This window comes from Cobetia sp. 5-25-4-2 (assembly GCF_013374075.1).
Classification (GTDB): domain Bacteria; phylum Pseudomonadota; class Gammaproteobacteria; order Pseudomonadales; family Halomonadaceae; genus Cobetia; species Cobetia marina.
In genome coordinates, this window is the sequence record NZ_BLWK01000002.1 from 417519 (window position 1) to 433888 (window position 16370).

General features: G+C 65.4%; 13 protein-coding genes. 9 read left to right on the forward strand and 4 right to left on the reverse strand.

The genetic code is table 11. The features are described from left to right. Position 1 precedes the first annotated feature (1 nt). The 3 genes from gyrA to HXS65_RS06680 form a co-directional block, all read right to left on the reverse strand. The gene (gene gyrA / locus HXS65_RS06670; RefSeq protein ID WP_176493485.1) at positions 2-2815 is read right to left on the reverse strand and encodes a DNA gyrase subunit A; all 2814 of its coding nucleotides are present in this window, start codon (positions 2813-2815) and stop codon (positions 2-4) included. 282 nt (positions 2816-3097) lie between these two features. Then, a complete protein-coding gene (locus HXS65_RS06675) occupies positions 3098-3589 on the reverse strand; it encodes a thioesterase family protein (protein WP_084208007.1) in 492 nt (163 codons plus the stop codon). A gap of 180 nt (positions 3590-3769) precedes the next feature. After that, complete coding sequence (locus HXS65_RS06680) at positions 3770-4897, reverse strand: YHYH protein (RefSeq protein WP_176493486.1); 1128 nt, start codon at positions 4895-4897, stop codon at positions 3770-3772. A gap of 330 nt (positions 4898-5227) precedes the next feature. Between HXS65_RS06680 and HXS65_RS06685 the strand changes: the two genes are divergently transcribed. Next, positions 5228-6148, forward strand: a complete 921-nt coding sequence (locus HXS65_RS06685; protein WP_176493487.1) for a recombination-associated protein RdgC — start codon at positions 5228-5230, stop codon at positions 6146-6148. 53 nt (positions 6149-6201) lie between these two features. Next, the gene (locus HXS65_RS06690; RefSeq protein ID WP_077375253.1) at positions 6202-7458 is read left to right on the forward strand and encodes a 1-acyl-sn-glycerol-3-phosphate acyltransferase; all 1257 of its coding nucleotides are present in this window, start codon (positions 6202-6204) and stop codon (positions 7456-7458) included. A gap of 102 nt (positions 7459-7560) precedes the next feature. Here HXS65_RS06690 and HXS65_RS06695 read toward each other — a convergent pair whose 3' ends face one another. Continuing rightward, the gene (locus HXS65_RS06695; RefSeq protein ID WP_136938958.1) at positions 7561-9024 is read right to left on the reverse strand and encodes a TrkH family potassium uptake protein; all 1464 of its coding nucleotides are present in this window, start codon (positions 9022-9024) and stop codon (positions 7561-7563) included. Positions 9025-9453: 429 nt separating this feature from the next. Here HXS65_RS06695 and HXS65_RS06700 point away from each other — a divergent pair, with 429 nt between their 5' ends. From HXS65_RS06700 to HXS65_RS17560, 7 genes are all read left to right on the forward strand, one after another. Next, positions 9454-10161, forward strand: a complete 708-nt coding sequence (locus tag HXS65_RS06700) for a beta-ketoacyl synthase chain length factor (protein ID WP_176493488.1) — start codon at positions 9454-9456, stop codon at positions 10159-10161. Further along, on the forward strand, positions 10161-11006 hold the full coding sequence (locus HXS65_RS06705; RefSeq protein WP_176493489.1) for a 1-acyl-sn-glycerol-3-phosphate acyltransferase: 846 nt from the start codon (positions 10161-10163) through the stop codon (positions 11004-11006). Before HXS65_RS06700 ends, HXS65_RS06705 begins: the two co-directional genes overlap by 1 nt. A gap of 160 nt (positions 11007-11166) precedes the next feature. Next, positions 11167-11436: a phosphopantetheine-binding protein gene (locus HXS65_RS06710; RefSeq protein WP_077375262.1), complete on the forward strand. Its 270-nt coding sequence runs from the start codon at positions 11167-11169 to the stop codon at positions 11434-11436. Next, the gene (locus HXS65_RS06715) at positions 11426-11698 is read left to right on the forward strand and encodes an acyl carrier protein (RefSeq protein ID WP_240499665.1); all 273 of its coding nucleotides are present in this window, start codon (positions 11426-11428) and stop codon (positions 11696-11698) included. The genes HXS65_RS06710 and HXS65_RS06715 overlap by 11 nt, the downstream gene beginning before the upstream one ends. Next, positions 11695-12306, forward strand: coding sequence for a hypothetical protein (locus tag HXS65_RS06720; RefSeq protein ID WP_176493490.1), 612 nt, complete (start codon positions 11695-11697; stop codon positions 12304-12306). The genes HXS65_RS06715 and HXS65_RS06720 overlap by 4 nt, the downstream gene beginning before the upstream one ends. Continuing rightward, on the forward strand, positions 12306-14297 hold the full coding sequence (locus HXS65_RS06725) for an AMP-binding protein (protein WP_176493491.1): 1992 nt from the start codon (positions 12306-12308) through the stop codon (positions 14295-14297). Before HXS65_RS06720 ends, HXS65_RS06725 begins: the two co-directional genes overlap by 1 nt. After that, positions 14294-16243, forward strand: coding sequence for a glycosyltransferase (locus tag HXS65_RS17560; RefSeq protein ID WP_176493492.1), 1950 nt, complete (start codon positions 14294-14296; stop codon positions 16241-16243). Before HXS65_RS06725 ends, HXS65_RS17560 begins: the two co-directional genes overlap by 4 nt. Positions 16244-16370: the final 127 nt, after the last annotated feature.

The following is a 16370-nucleotide window of genomic DNA, read 5'->3' on the forward strand; positions in this document are numbered from 1 at the left end:
CTTATTCCACGTCTGTCGGCGGGGTATCCGTCGACTCGGCAGCGTCTCCCGCCTGCACCTGTTCATCGGTGCTCAGCGCGTCCTTCTTGCCTTCTTCCTGACCCTCGACGTCGTGAGCGACCGTACCGTCTTCGTCGATCACCACGACATCTTCCGGCTCGTCGACACGCACCGTGGTCACCAGTCGCTCCTCTTCCGCCGTGCGGATCAGGGTCACGCCCTGAGTGTTGCGCGAGGTGATGGACACCTCGGCCACACGGGTCCGCACCAGGGTGCCGCGGTCGGTGATCAACATCAGTTCATCGTTGTCGCTGACCTGAACCGCGCTGACCAGATCGCCGTTGCGCTCGCTGGTCTGCATCGCGATCACGCCCTGGCCACCGCGGCCACGCAGCGGGAACTCTTCCAGGCGCGTACGCTTGCCGTAGCCATTGGCCGAGGCCGTCAGGATGTAGCACTGCGGCACCTCACCGGTCGCAACGCCTTCTTCCGTCGCGACATCAGTGGCTGCCACATCAGCGCTCTCGACGCCATCCGCCGTCACATCCAGCGAATCATCGAGGTCAGCCTCGTTGTCATCGATGGCCGTGGTGCGCGGGATGATCAGACTGATGACCTGAGCATCGCCGATCAGACGCATGCCGCGCACACCGCGAGCGGTACGGCCCATGACACGCACGTTCTGCTCCTCGAAGCGGATCGCCTTGCCGTTGGACGACAGCAGCATGACGTGGTCGGAGCCGGAAGTGATATCGGCGCCGATCAGACGGTCGCCTTCCTCGATGTCCAGCGCGATCAGACCGACGCTGCGCGGACGCGAGAACTGGCTCAGCGCCGTACGCTTGACCGTGCCGTTGGCCGTGGCGAAGAAGATGTAGCTGTCGGCGGCGTAATCACGCACCGGCAGGATGGTGGTCACCCACTCACCTTCCGCCAGCGGAATCAGGTTGACCAGCGGCTTGCCACGCGAACCACGCGAGGCCTGCGGCATCTCGTAGACCTTGAGCCAGTACACCTTGCCCTTGTTGGAGAACAGCAGCACGGTGTCATGGGTCGAGGCGACCAGCAGGTGCTCGATGACATCCTCGTCCTTCATCGCGGTCGCCGACTTGCCACGGCCACCGCGCTTCTGGGCCTGGTAGTCAGACAGCGGCTGCGTCTTGGCATAGCCACTGCGCGAGACCGTCACCACCATGTCTTCCTCGTTGATGAGGTCTTCGATGGTCAGATCGCGACGGCTGGTCATGATCTCGGTGCGACGCTCATCGGCGTACTGGGCGCGCACTTCACGCAGCTCTTCGCGGATGACTTCCATCAGGCGATCGGCAGAGGACAGAATCTCCATCAGCTCGGCGATGCGCTCGAGGATGGAGGAGTACTCGGCCAGCAGCTTCTCGGTCTCGAGACCGGTCAGGCGATGCAGGCGCAGCTCGAGGATGGCCTGGGCCTGGGCCGGCGACAGACGATAATGCCTGGCATCTTCAGACAGCCCCAGACCTTCCGGCAGGTCTTCCGGACGGCAGGAAGTGGCACCGGCGCGCTCGAGCATCTCGACCACCTGACCCGGCTGCCATTCACGATCGATCAGCTTTTCCTTGGCTTCCGCCGCGCTCGGCGAGCCCTTGATCAGCTCGATCACCTCATCGATGTTCGAGATCGCCACCGCCAGACCTTCAAGAATGTGGCCGCGTTCGCGCGCCTTCTTGAGTTCGAACAGCGTACGACGGGTGACGACTTCACGACGGTGACGCACGAAGGATTCCAGAATCTGCTTGAGATTCAGGATCTTCGGTTGACCTTCGTGCAGCGCGACCATGTTGATGCCGAACACGGTCTCGAGCTGGGTCTGGGAGAAGAGGTTGTTGACGACCACTTCACCGGATTCGCCACGCTTGGTCTCGATGACCACGCGCAGACCGTCCTTGTCGGACTCGTCACGCAGCTCGGCGATGCCCTCGATCTTCTTGTCCTTGACCAGTTCGGCGATCTTCTCGATCAGACGCGCCTTGTTCACCTGGTAGGGAAGCTCGGTGATGATGATGTGGTCACGACCGCTCTTGTCGTGGTGCTCAATGGTGTGCACGGCACGCACATAGATGCGACCACGGCCGGTGCGATAGGCATCGAGGATGCCGGCACGGCCGTTGATGATGCCCGCGGTCGGGAAGTCCGGCCCCGGGATGTATTCCATCAGCTCATCGATGGTCAGGTCGCCGTTGTCGATCAGCGCCAGACAGCCATCGATGACCTCGCCCATGTTGTGCGGCGGGATGTTGGTGGCCATGCCCACGGCGATACCGGAGGAGCCGTTGACCAGCAGATTCGGGGTCTTGGTCGGCAGCACGGCAGGAATGCGCTCGGTGCCGTCATAGTTGTCGACCCAGTCGACGGTGTCCTTCTCGAGGTCAGCCAGCAGCTCGTGCGCCAGGCGCGCCATGCGCACCTCGGTGTAACGCATCGCCGCGGCGCTGTCGCCATCGATGGAACCGAAGTTGCCCTGACCATCCACCAGCACATAACGCATGGAGAAGTGCTGGGCCATGCGGACGATGGTGTCATAGACCGCACTGTCACCGTGCGGGTGGTATTTACCGATCACATCGCCGACGACACGGGCGGATTTCTTGTAGGCCTTGTTCCAGTCATTGTTCAGTTCGTGCATCGCGAACAGCACGCGACGGTGAACCGGTTTGAGGCCATCGCGGACATCCGGCAAGGCACGCCCGATGATGACGCTCATCGCGTAATCGAGATACGACTGTTTGAGCTCGTCCTCGATGTTGACTGGCAGTATCTCTCTGGCGATCTCACCCATGATTCGTCAAATCCTTGAACTCAACTGTTGGCGCCACTGCGGCAGCGACAATGTTTCGGGGCAGCAACCGTATTTCGGGCAGCATCAGGTTTCGGTCGCTACTGCAGCGCGGCAGTGGCGTGAAGCGGACACGGGGTGCCAGCTCCGCGGCACCGAAGTGGCGGGATTATATCACTTGCGCGCTCACCTAGCAGCTCACACGAGCCCGCAAACGGATGTCAGTACGGTAGTACGGCCTCAAGGGCACGCGGCCCACTGCCGCGCCCCTGTCGCTGACAGCGCTCATTGCGGCTCGGGCGACAGCAATGATACCAGCAGCGTGCCGATTTCTCCCTCCAGCGGCATGGCCCGTCCGGTCTGGGTATTCATCAGCACGAAGGTGAAATCCGCGCGGGAGACCAGTGCGCCGGAGCGCGGATGCACCTCGCCCATTCGCGTCTCGCCCAGATGGATCTCCTGATGCATGATCATCTTGCGCCGCCCGACCCGAGCGAGTCGCGTGGTGATCACCAGCTCATCATGCACGGTGGCCGGATAATGCCAGTCCAGATTGACATTGACCGCCACCATCGCGATGCCCTCGCGCTTGAGGTCCGCCAGGTCCAGATGCGCGAGCATGAACTCCCAGCGCCCTTCTTCGTAGAACTCCAGATACCGGGCGTTGTTGACGTGCCCATAGCCATCCAGGTGATAACCTCGCACCGTCAGTGTCGTGCGACTGAAAGTGCCGGCGGTCTCATCGGCGGCGTCCTGTTGACGGCTGTCCTGTTGCATCCTTGCCTCCTGTGCGGGAAACGGATGAGCCTGTTCGGCCCTCGTCATCAGATCTTAGGCCGGGCACGAGCAGAAAAACAAACGCTTGGTTGAATGATGGCGCCTGCCCTGCTCGCCATCCTGACAAGGCGGCGGGTTCTGCCACGGACGATGCCCTCCACGTCCAGACCTGCAGGACGGCTACTCGCCGGGCGGGCCCTGCGGCGGCCTCTCGCCTTCCTCCTCGTCGAGGAAGTGCCCCTTCTCGCCCATGAAACAGCCGAAGATCTGGTTAACCCCCGGCGCGGAGGCGTGATAGTGATAGCCACGCACCGGGTCCGTCTCGCCGCCACAGTCATCCAGCTCAGCGGGAACCTTGCCGTCCTTGTCTTCTCTGGCATAGATGGCATAGCCATCCAGCGCATAGCCGATCATCGGCGAATGGCCATCCTCCTGAATGCCGATCTCGGAGCAGCCGGTGGCGGTGTGATAGTGATAGCCCTCATGCGGATTGGCATGCGCGCCACAATCATCGAGCACCCCCAGGGTGTGAGAGCTCAGGATCAGCTCCAGCGGTGCCGGCGGGCCGAACAGCACGCCATTGAGCGCCACGCCGGTATTGGCGCGGCCGGCCAGCGAGGTCGGCTCGGCGGCCGGTACCGGCACCCTGGGGATCACGACAGTCTTCTCGATGCCGCCGCCCAGTTCCTCCAGCGGACACTCGAGACAGAAGTTGTCGAAGCCTTCGATGGGGTTCGGGTCCCCCGCCACCTCACAACCACGCGCGCCATCGATCACGGTGATCTCGCCCGTGTTGACGTCGTACATCTGCCACTCCTTGTCCTGATAGAGAGTGGCAAGATTCTTGATGAACTCACCGTCCACCTGATAGAGGGTGCCCTCGCCATCCATCCAGGTGCCGCCTTCCTCCTCACCGGAGTGGATATTGGGCGGGCAGAATGGCCCCACCGGCGAGGTTTCCGGGTCCGCGGGCGCACCGGCCACACGGAACTGATAGCAGGTCGTCTGCGTGCCGCCGCTCAAGGTACAGTCGACGGTCTCGACCTCACCGACGATCGCGCCCGCGGCAAACATCTCAGGATCCAGTCCAACCGACGCCGGGGCAGGTTCGCCGTCAGTGGCTTCCTCTGCAACGACTGTCTCTTTCGTGACCGTTGCACTGGCCGCCGCCGTGCTGGCCGCCCTGTCGTGCGCGTCATCCTCCCCGCTGCAGCCGAACAGCAGCAGGGTCAGCGCCGCCAGCGTCAGCGGCCGTGCCCGTTTCAGCGCGCTCGCGCCCGACGCTCTGCTCTTCACAAAAGCCGCCACAACCGTCTCCTCAGCAGTCCCCACAGCAGTCTTCATAACACCGTCGTCGATCACTCTGCCGCCCTCCGCGTCTCAAATCTCATGGTCGATGCCTGCGGGTCGATATCTATCGGGCGATACCGCAAACCGCCAGACCGCAAACCGCCAGGTCGATCTCAGACTAGCGCCACAGCGTGCACACAGTATGTCTTTGCGCTCGCGCGCGATGGCCGGCAACCGCAGTGTGACGCAGGGTCACGTCCACGGCGGATGACCCGCCGCATGAGTTTCGCCATAATATGCGCCATTCAGACGGGCAGCCCCCGTTCACCGGACTCAAGGACTGGTCGCATGTGGTTCAAGAACCTGCAACTGTATCGCCTGCACGATAGCGCACCGCTGGAAGAGGGTCGTCTCGCCGACGCCCTGCCCGAATACCTGTTCCGCCCCGTCAGCGGGGTGGAGGCCAAGCGCATCGGCTGGGTGGCACCGGGCGGTCGCAACAGCGACATGCTGGTCCACGAGATCCAGGGCCATTATCTGATCAGCGCACTGCGTCAGGAACGTGTCCTGCCCACTGCCGTGGTCAAGGAAGAACTCGAGGAGCGAGTCGCCGAGCGCGAGACGGCGGAAGGTCGTCCGCTGCGTCGCCGCGAGAAGCTGACCCTCAAGGAGCAGATCTACGAGGAGCTGCTGCCACGCGCCTTCACGCGCTCCTCGCGCACTGACCTGTGGTGGGACAGCCGCCGCGGGCTGATCGCCGTCAACGCCTCGAACGCCAAGCGTGCCGAGGAAGTCCTCGACCTGCTGCGCCAGACGCTGGGCTCGCTCAAGGTCACGCCGCTGGCCGTCGCCCAGCCGCCCTCCCAGGTGATGACCACCTGGCTGAAGGACGTGGCCTCGCGTCCGGATGACCTCATCGTCGGTGATCAGGTCGAGCTCAAGGCGCCGGGCGGCGAGGATGGCGTGCTGCGTGCCCGTCAGTTCGACCTCGACGGCGAGGAAATCCAGACGGCGCTCACTCTGGGCCGCGTGGTCAGCAAGCTGGCACTGGAAGTCGAGGGCCGCGTGGCGTTGATCCTCGGCGAGGACATGGCGCTCAAGAGCCTCAAGTTCGCCGATGCCGTCATCGATGAAGCCAATGCCCAGGAGGATGGTGAAGACCCCATCCTGCGACTGGAGACCGACTTCGCGCTGATGGCCCAGGTGCTCTCCGGCGTGATCGAGCAGATGACCGCCTGGCTGGGCGGCGAAGCTCAGCCGGGAAGCTGAGCGCCCCCCCTTTCTTCTCTTCTCAAGAATGACAATCCGGATGACGTGCGTCGATGACTGACACAGCAACGCCCAAGCCTGCCACGCCTGACGAACAGGACCCGTTCGCCAGGATTCGCCCCTACCACGATCACGAGGTAAGTGAGGTACTGGTGCGCCTCGAGCAGGACCGCGAACTGCTCGACACCCTGACTCGCTTCCGCCTGCCGGGACTGACCCAGCGCTTCCCGTGGCTGGCGCGCCAGATCGCTCGCCTGGCCATCAAGCGCGAGATGATGGGCGTGAAGGACGTGGCCAGTTTCCAGACCCGCATCGCCAGCTACATGGCGCGCATGATCCATACCACCACCACCAGTTTCGAGACGGTGGGACTCGAGCGGCTGTCGGAAGACACGCCGTATCTGTTCCTGTCCAATCACCGCGACATCTCGCTGGACCCGGCCTTCGTCAACTACGCGCTCTATCGTCACGGCCGCGACACGGTGCGCATCGCCATCGGCGACAACCTGCTGCAGAAGCCCTTCGTCACCGACCTGATGCGCCTCAACAAGAGCTTCATCGTGCCGCGCTCCGCCAAGGGCAAGCGCGCGATGCTGGCGGCCTACCAGTCACTGTCGGGCTATATTCGTCACTCCTTGATCCACGATCGGCACTCCATCTGGCTGGCCCAGCGGGAAGGGCGTGCCAAGGATGGCCGTGACGGCACCGAAAGCGCCATCATCAAGATGCTGACCATGGCGGCCCGCACCGCCGACAAGACACGCCCCTTCAGCGAGAGCGTCAGCGAGCTCAACATCGTGCCGGTGTCCATCAGCTACGAATTCGACCCCTGCGATCTGCAGAAGGCGCGCGAGCTGGCGGCCATCGCCAATGAAGGGCGCTACGAGAAGGTGCAGTACGAGGACATCCAGTCGATCGCCGCCGGCATCAGCGGTCACAAGGGGCGCGTCAAGCTGGTGTTCGGCGAGCCGCTCAAGGGTGACTTCGCCACTCCGGACGACGTGGTCGCCGAAGTCGACCGCCAGGTACTCCAGCACTACACCCTCTACCCGAGCCACCAGCTGGCACTCGAGAAGCTGGCCGCCAGCCGTCCGCAGCTGCGTGACGAGCCACGCCTGGCCGCCGCGCTGGATGTCTCCGCCATCAGTGGTGCCGAGCGCGCCGTGTTCGAGAATCGTCTCGCCGGCGTGCCGAGTGAGCTCAGGGACTGGTGGCTGGTGCAGTACGCCAACCCGATCCTCAATCGTGAAGGCCTGTCCATCGATCTCGACGAGAAGCTGGACGCCGCCGAGGCCACCGCCACCGACTGATCACGCTCACGGGATATCTCCCTGGACACGACAACGCCACCGTCCTGCGACGGTGGCGTTGTCGTGTCTGGCCGCTTCATGCAGCCTGCTGCCGGCGAGCGCCTACTTGCGCCAGAAGCTGGGCGAGAACAGCACCAGCACGGTCAGGATCTCGAGGCGCCCCATCAGCATGCCGATGCACAGCAGCCATTTGGCACTGTCAGGCAGCGGTGCGAAGTTGCCGGCCGGGCCGATGATGTCCCCAAGCCCGGGGCCAACGTTGGTGACGGCGGTCACGGCACCGGTCACGGCGGTCACCAGATCCAGCCCGATCAATGACAGCGCCAGTGCCAGCCCGCCGATGGTGATGAAGAAGAAGAACGAGAAGGCGATGACCGCGCGCACCACTTCATCCGGCAAGGCGCGCCCGTTGTAGCGCTGGGAGAAGACCCCGTTGGCATGGATCAGCGAGCGCAAGTGATTGCCGAGCATGATCAGGCCGATCTGCAGGCGGAAGATCTTCATGCCCCCGCTGGTGGAGCCGCTGCAGCCCCCGACGAAGGTCAGATAGAAGAAGGCCACCACCGCGAAGGGCCCCCAGGCACTGTAGTCATCGCTGGCATAGCCCGTGGTGGTCACCACCGACATGACGTTGAAGGTCACCTGGGTCAGCGCCGTGAAGAGGTCCTCCCCCAGCACGACGCGATAGAGCGTCAGCGCCGCGATCACCCAGCCCAGCAAACGCAGGAAGCCGCGCACCTGGGCGTCGCACCACATCACCCCGGCACTGTCCTGCCAGGCGCGGATGAACAGCACGAAGGGCAGCGCCCCCAGCAGCATGAAGGCGGAAGCCATCCACAGCAGATGCGGGCGATCGGAATAGATGCCCATCGAGCTGTCGTAGTTGGCGAACCCGCCCGTGGCCAGCGAGGTCATACCATGCACCACGGCATCCAGCGGCAGCATGCCCCCCAGCCAGTAGCTCAGGATCGCCAGCAGCGTCAGCCCCACATAGACCAGCCCGATCGCCTTGGCGACCCCCCCGGCACGTGGCAGCACCTTGTCGGACCAGTCCGAGGATTCGGTCTGGAACAGGCGCATGCCACCCACCTTCAGGAACGGCAGGATCGCGATGGCCATCACGATGATGCCGATCCCCCCCACCCACTGCATCAGGCCCCGCCACAGCTTCAGGCCATCCGACAGCCCTTCGATGTGGGTCAGCACGGTCGAGCCGGTGGTGGTGATCGCCGAGACCGACTCGAAGACGGCATCGGTGACGCCCAGGTGGGTCGCGCCGAAGATCAAGGGCAGACTCGAGTAGGCTGATACCAGCACCCAGCTCAGGGTCGTCAGCACGAACATCGCGCGGGGCTTGAGCTGCAGCTCCACCTGGTGCGAGACCAGCAGCATCACCAGAGCCGACCCCAGCGTGATGCCCAGCGATATCGCGAAGGCCCATGCATCCGCATCGCCCTCTTCCAGCAGCAGCAGCAGCGGCACCAGCATCATCACCGCCACCACGCACAGCAGCAGGCCGAGCACCCGGACCACCGGCAGCCACTCCGTCACCTGCAGACGGCGCATCAAGGCGGCACCGTGGCCCCCCGCTCTCGCCTCCCTCGGCGTGCTCATGACGTTGCCTCACGCATGATCGGCTTCATTCCCCATCCTCACCCTTCGTTATGACCACCAGAAGGCATGACAGGACCGCCCGGCAGGCGCACACGCCCCCGCTGCCGGCGCTCCCATCGCCCTCAGGCCCTCGGCCTCTGGCTCGCTGAAGCGACACCTTACACCGTCATCGCGGGCAGTCCAGTGCTCATGCCCGCAAGGCGCCCAGCGCGCGGTGGCGCGAGCCGCCGGGTCCGCGACGTCTCACTCGGGCGGCACCGGGCATTTGTCCACCAGAGCACCAACGGTCGGCCTGATGGGCCGCTGGCTTGGGCTGGCCGTTTCCCCTGCGGTACACTGAGGCTCCAATATGGCAACGATGCGTTCACGGACAGGAACCTCATGCGTCTGACTGATTGGCGAGCCTGGCAGGCGAGTGCGACACGCACGACCCACGACGGTCGCACCGACATCACCCCCTCCCCGCGTGCCGAACAGGTACCGGCGATGCTGCGCCGCCGACTGAGTCCGGTCGGGCAGGCATGCTGCAAGCTGCTGTTCACCCTCGACCCTGAGGGCGATCTGCCGATCATCCACGCCTCCCGACATGGCGACACCAGCAAGATACTTGCCCTGCTCGACTCGGCCACCCAGCCGCAGGAAGCCTTGTCACCCGCACGCTTCTCGCTCTCGGTGCACAACGCCATCCTTGGCATGTACTCGATCACTCGCCAGTCTCATCAGCCGCTCGAGGCGCTCGCCGCCTGCGGTGACGAATTCGATGCACTGATGAGCGAAGCGCTCGGCTATCTGGGGGAGCGGGAGGAAGTCATCGTGCTGTTCTCCGATATCGCCGCGCCAGAGGCCTTCCAGCACCACGGCGACTATCCCGAGCATGCCAGTGCCGTCGCCATGCGTTTGAGCCGCACCTCGCCTGAGGCCCCGCGGCTCGCCGCCTTGCCAGTCGACGCCGAGGAGCCGGCCCGCCACGCCCCGACCCCCATCGAGGTGATCGAGTGGCTGGAAGCCGCCGGACAGACACCGCTCGTCTGTCGCCGGCAGGCCTGGCAACTGAACCCTCCTCCCGCCACTGACGCCGCGCCGCAGTGATGACGCCTCGTCATGCCTTCTGGCTATCCTCCCCCCTCGGGCGCCTGTGGCGTGGCATCGCCACCGCCATCAGCTTCAGCGTCTTCGGGCTGGGGGGCCTGCTGCTGGGGGGGCTGCTGCCCCTGCTGACAGTGAGCATGCGCGATGGCGAACGCCGCCAGCGCCTGGCGCGCCGCATCATCCATCACGCCATGCGCGGCTTCCTCCAGCTGATGCGCGGCCTGGGTGTGCTCGACTACCGTCTGCACGACTGTCAGCGTCTGCAGCGCCCGGGGCTGCTGGTGCTGGCCAATCACCCCACACTGATCGACGTGGTCTTCCTGATCGCGCTGATCCCCCACGCCGACTGCGTGGTCAAGGGGCGTCTGGCCCGCAACCCGTTCACTCGCGGCCCGATCCGCGCCGCCGGCTATATCACCAACAACGAGCCACAGGGCGTGCTGGATGCCGCCCGCGAGAGCCTGGCCAAGGGCAACGCCCTGATCCTGTTCCCCGAGGGGACGCGCAGCGTGCCGGGCCGCGCCCTGAAGTTCCGTCGCGGCGCCGCCAACATCGCCCTGCGCACGCCCTGTGACATCACCCCGGTGCTGATCGACTGCCAGCCCAGCACGCTGACCAAGGGCGAGCCCTGGTACCACATCCCCGCGCAGCGCGTGATGCTCAATCTCAAGGTACTGCCGGACATGGCCCCCGAGGTCTCCCGTACACAGGAGCAGGATGAGCCGGAGGCGCCGCTGTCCCGGGATGCCCGCGAACTGACCCGCCAGCTGGCGGGCACCTTCGCCACGCAGCTCGAGCGTTTCCAGCAGGCCATCGCGGAGCCTGACAGCCCCCATCAGGCATGAAAGTCTGTGCAGGCAGGCCAGGAATGAGTGGCAGACATGTCACGAAGGCATGCCGCAGATTCATCCAGATGGCATATCTGCCGTTATTGAATGACTGACCCCCGACATCATCGCTGATCCATGGATCAACGACCCTGACGCGCTAGAGAGAGGATTTCCCATGAGTGATACCACCTCGCTGGAACTGGAACTCAAGCAGCTGATCATCGATACGCTGGAGCTTGAAGACATCACCCCGGACGACATCGTCGCCGATGAGCCGCTGTTCGTGGACGGCCTGGGACTGGATTCGATTGACGCCCTGGAGCTGGGCCTCGCGCTGCAGAAGCGCTACGGCATCACCCTGGATGCCGAGTCCGAGGACACCCGGGCCCACTTCGCCAGCCTCAACGCGCTGCGCGAGATGGTGGAGGCCCGTCGTGAGCGCTGATCAACCGACCCCCTCCCGCGAGGAGATCTACGCCCATGTCCGCAGCACCCTGATCGAGCTGTTCGAGATCGAGGCCGCTGACATCCACCCCGAGGCGCGCCTCTACGAGGATCTCGACATCGACAGCATCGATGCCGTGGACCTGGTGGTCGAGCTCAAGAAGTTCACCGGCCGACGCATCGACGCCAACGACTTCAAGAGCGTGCGCACGCTCAACGATGTGGTCACCGCCGTCGAACAGCTGACACAGCGCCAGGCATGACGCCGTCGTCCCCTGACAGCCGCACGCGCCCCGCACTGAACAGGGTGCTGCTCGGTGTGCTGGGCATCGTGGCCACTCTTGGCTGGCCACTGCTGGTCTACGCCCTGCTGTCGCGCCTCACCGCAGACAGCGGCGCGGTCAGTGGACACTCGTCGCCCTGGGTGTGGGCCTTGATCCTGTTCGGCGCCCTGCTGATCCAGCGCCTGCCGCTGCATCCGGCACTGCGCCTGGGTCTGGCCACCCTGCTGGTGGGCATCAGCGTGGCGAGCGAGGCCGAACTCGGGCTGCGGGCCTATCCGGTACTGGTCAATCTGGCCATGCTCAGCGTCTTCGCCACCAGCCTGTGGCGCGGCATGCCGGTGATCGAGCGCCTCGCACGCCTCAAGGAACCCGACCTGCCCCCTGCCGGCGTGCGCTACACCCGCCAGGTCACCCGGGTGTGGTGTGCCTTCTTCCTCTTCAATGCCAGCATCGCCGGCTGGACGGCCCTGCATGCCGACCTGGCGACCTGGACGCTCTACAACGGCCTGATCAGCTATGTGCTGATGGGCCTCCTGTTCGGCGGTGAATGGCTGGTTCGCCGTCGCCTGCGGAGTTCACACACCTGATGCCTGACTCATCTCCCGTCAGCCCGGATACGCCGGTCACGTCGCTGTTGACGCAGCATGTCTGGCGTCAACTCGCCGAACAGTCACCCGAGGCGCCGGCCTGCTGGCTGGCCATCCCCGGTCACCCACTGCGCGCATTGACGCGTGCCGAACTGATGGCGCGCGTGGACGCCTGGCATCACTGGCTGGACTGCCTGCCCGGTGATCACGACGCCCGCCAGCCCGGCGCACGCTGGGTGCTGTTCCAGCCCACCACGCTGGGCGCCTGCGTGCAGCTGCTGGCGCTGTGGGAACGCGGCATGCGGGCGATCCTGCCGGGAGATGACCGCCCCGAGACCCTGGCACGTCTGGCGGGCGACAGCGCCGGCCAGCTCCCCGAGACCACCACCGATGGCTGGCCACCGGGACAGCCCGACCCTGCAGGTACTGCCGCGACGGCTTCTGCCCCTGCCCCTGTACGACCGGACACCACGCCCGATGCCGCACGCATCGCACTGGAGCTTTGCACCTCCGGCTCCACCGGCGAGCCACTGCGCATCGCCAAACGCTTCGACCAGCTCGAGGCCGAACTGGCCGTGCATCGCGCGCTATGGCCGCTGGCGTCAGGCCCTGACACTGCCCTGGCGTCCACGCCGGACACCGTCAGCCTCAGTCAGGTCAGCCATCAGCACATCTACGGCCTGCTGGTCTCGCTGCTGCGTCCGCTCAGCGAAGGCGTGCCGTTCCTGAGCGAAGCCTGCCACTACCCGGAGCAGCTGGCCGCCGCCATCGCTCAGCTTTCCGGGCTTGGTCATCGCTGCCAGCTGGTCAGCTCGCCGGCCCAGCTGGCGCGTCTGCCACAGACTGATGAACAGACGCCATCCGCCGCCCCTCTGGCGGAACTCGGTCAGGTATTGCGGGTCTTTTCTTCGGGCGCGCCGCTGCCGGCCGAGGCTGCCCGTCATGCCGAAGCCAGCCTTAAGGCGCCGGTGATCGAGCTCTACGGCAGTACCGAGACGGGCGGCATCGCCCGTCGCCGCCAGCAAGAGACAGCCCACTGGACGCCGCTGCCGGCAGTGGAGATCACCTTCTCGCCGGAATTCGCGGTGCGCTCGCCATTTCTGGAAGCGCCTGATCAGTGGTGGCAACAGGCCGACAAGGCGGCGCTGGTGGAGGACGCGGCAGAGGGTGACGACGCACGGAACGTGGCGCCACGCTTTCAGCTGCTGGGGCGCAGTGATCGGCTGGTCAAGCTGGCCGGCAAGCGGGTCTCGTTGAGCGCGGTGGAGCGCTGCCTGAGCGAGCAAGCGGAGGTGCTTGAAGTGCGTTGCCTGCCGATGCCCACGCGTGAGCATCGCCTGGGCGCAGTGGTGGTGATGGATGAGTGCGCGCTGCCGCAGGATCACGCCAGCCGCCGCGATCTGATCGCCCGCCTGCGCCGCGCGCTGATGCCGGGCTTCGAGCGCATCGCCCTGCCGCGCTACTGGCGCTTCGTCACGCGCCTGCCGCTCAATGCCCAGGGCAAGTTCACTGCGGACTCTATCGCACGGCTGTTCGCCGATCTCGATGATCCGCTCCTGCCACGCTGGCTGGGAGAGACCTCCAGCGGGCCACAGCAGAGCACCCTGGAAGCCGAGGTGCCTGATGGTCTGGTCTATCTCGACGGCCACTTCGCCACCCAACCGCTGGTGCCGGGCGTGGTGATGCTCAAGTGGGCACGCGAGCAAGGCAGGACACTGCGCGTGAACGGCGTAGGCATGGACGATGCGCCCTTTCTGCGCCTGGAACGCCTCAAGTTCTCCAACCTGCTGCAGCCCGGCATGCGCTTCACGCTGAGCACTCACCTGCTGGAAGACGCCCAGGGCCTGCGCCTCGACTTCCGGCTGGAATCCCGCGCAGGCCTGCATGCCAGTGGACGGCTGCGTCATGGTCAGCCGCATGCTCCGGACGTCACCCGCGATGACGGGCCCGCGGCCACCCCATCCCCCCATTCCACCTCGGAGGCGTCATGAGCCAATCCCCTGCGCCTGTGAGCGACTCGCAGCACGATTCTGAGCAGCATCTCTCTCGCCAGAGCGCCCCTGAACAGAGCAACTCCCTGCGCGCCTGCGTGGTGATCCCGGTCTACGATCACCCCGCCACCATCGCCGGCGTGTGTGCGGGCCTGGCACCGCTCGGCCTGCCCATCGTGCTGGTGGATGATGGCTGCAGTGCCCCCTGCGCCGAGGTACTCGATCAGCTGGCGGCCGAGGGCCATCACCTGGTGCGTCGCACGCACAACGGCGGCAAGGGAGCGGCGGTGCGCAGTGGCCTGCAGGCTGCCGAGCAGCTCGGCTTCACCCATGCCCTGCAGGTGGACGCCGATGGCCAGCACGATGTCAGTGACCTGCCCGCCTTCCTGAAGGGCATGCAGGAAAACCCCGACTGCCTGCAGATCGGCTATCCCGAATACGATGCCAGCGTGCCGCGCATCCGCTTCTACGGTCGCTACGCCTCACATGTCTGGGTATGGATCAACACCCTGTCACTGGCCATCCGCGACACCATGTGCGGCGTGCGCCTCTACCCGCTGGCCGCCACCAATCGCCTGTTGGCGCGCAATGACTGTGGCGATCGCATGTCCTTCGACACCGAGGTACTGGTGCGCTGGTACTGGGCCGGGGGGGAGGTGGCCAACCTGCCGGTGCGTGTCAGCTATCCCACCGGAGGCGTCAGCCACTTCCGCCCCGGCCACGACAACCTGTTGATCAGCGCCATGCATACCCGCCTGTTCTGCGGCATGCTGCTGCGCTCGCCGACACTGGCCTGGCGCACGCTGAGCCGCCGAGGCGGCAAGCGGCAAACCGCCCACGCTCAAGATGACGCACTGACAGATGGCGAAGACCGTGCAGCACAGACCGCCGACGACAGCGTCGCGCCCAATCACTGGGCCCGCCTGTCCGAAACCGGCTCATTGAGCGGCATGCGGCTGATGGTGACGATCCGCCGTCGGCTCGGGGCCTGGCCGTTTCGCATCGCGCTGTTCCCGGTGCTGATGTGGTACTTCCTGCTGCGCGGCGTGGCGCGACGTGCCTCCTTCGATTACCTCAGACGCCTGGAGCCCGGACTTGGTGGCGTGCGCCTGTGGGCCAGAAGCTTCGCCCACTTCATGCAGTTCGGTGAGGCGATCATGGACAAGGTCTCGGCCTGGAGCGGCGAGATTCCGCTCTCCTCGCTGACCGGCACCGGCCCGGAAGACCTGCGCGACGCCGCGCTGCGTGGCGAGGGCGGCATCATCCTCGTCGCCCACCACGGCAATCTGGATGTGATCAATGCCATCGGCGAGCGCCACGACATCGACCTGTGCGCGCTGGTGCACACGCGTCACGCCGAGAAGTTCAACCAGTTGCTGGAACAGGCCACCGGGCGCAAGCCGCCGCAGATGATCGAGGTCAGCGAGATCACCCCCGCCACCGCCATGGCGCTGGGTGACCGCGTCAATCGCGGTGGCTTCGTGGTCATCGCCGCGGACCGCGTGCCGATCCCCCCCGAAAGCGTGGCGGCAGAACGGGAAAACGCGAGGGGAAGCGAGCGGGAGAGCGTGGAACAGAGCGCCGTCACCCGCGCCCGTGTCCAGCACTGCGACTTCATCGATCAACCTGCGCCCTTCCCCGTGGGCCCCTTCATGCTGGCGGCGCTGCTGCGCTGTCACGTCTACACCCTGAGCTGCGTGCGCGAGCAGGGTGGTGCCAATCCCCGCTTCCGGGTCGATTTCGCGCCCTTCGATGACAGCCGCGCCGTCAAGCGCAGCACCCGCGAGGCATGGATTGAGCAGGCCATGCAGCGCCATGCCGGTCATCTCGAGGCGCGTGTCAGACGCCACCCGCTGCAATGGTTCAACTTCTTCGACTTCTGGCACCAGGCGCCCGACGTCCCGACCTCTAGCGAAGGTGCCTCGGAGTCCGAGCGAGTGACCTGACGGCTGGCGCGTCACCCCGTCTTTCTCAGTTTCAGTTTCAGATTCAGGTTCAGGTTCAAGCTCAGATTCAGTTTCAGATTCAGTTGTCCGGCATTCCGTCTTTCAGGCTCTCGGCTTTCAGGTACCT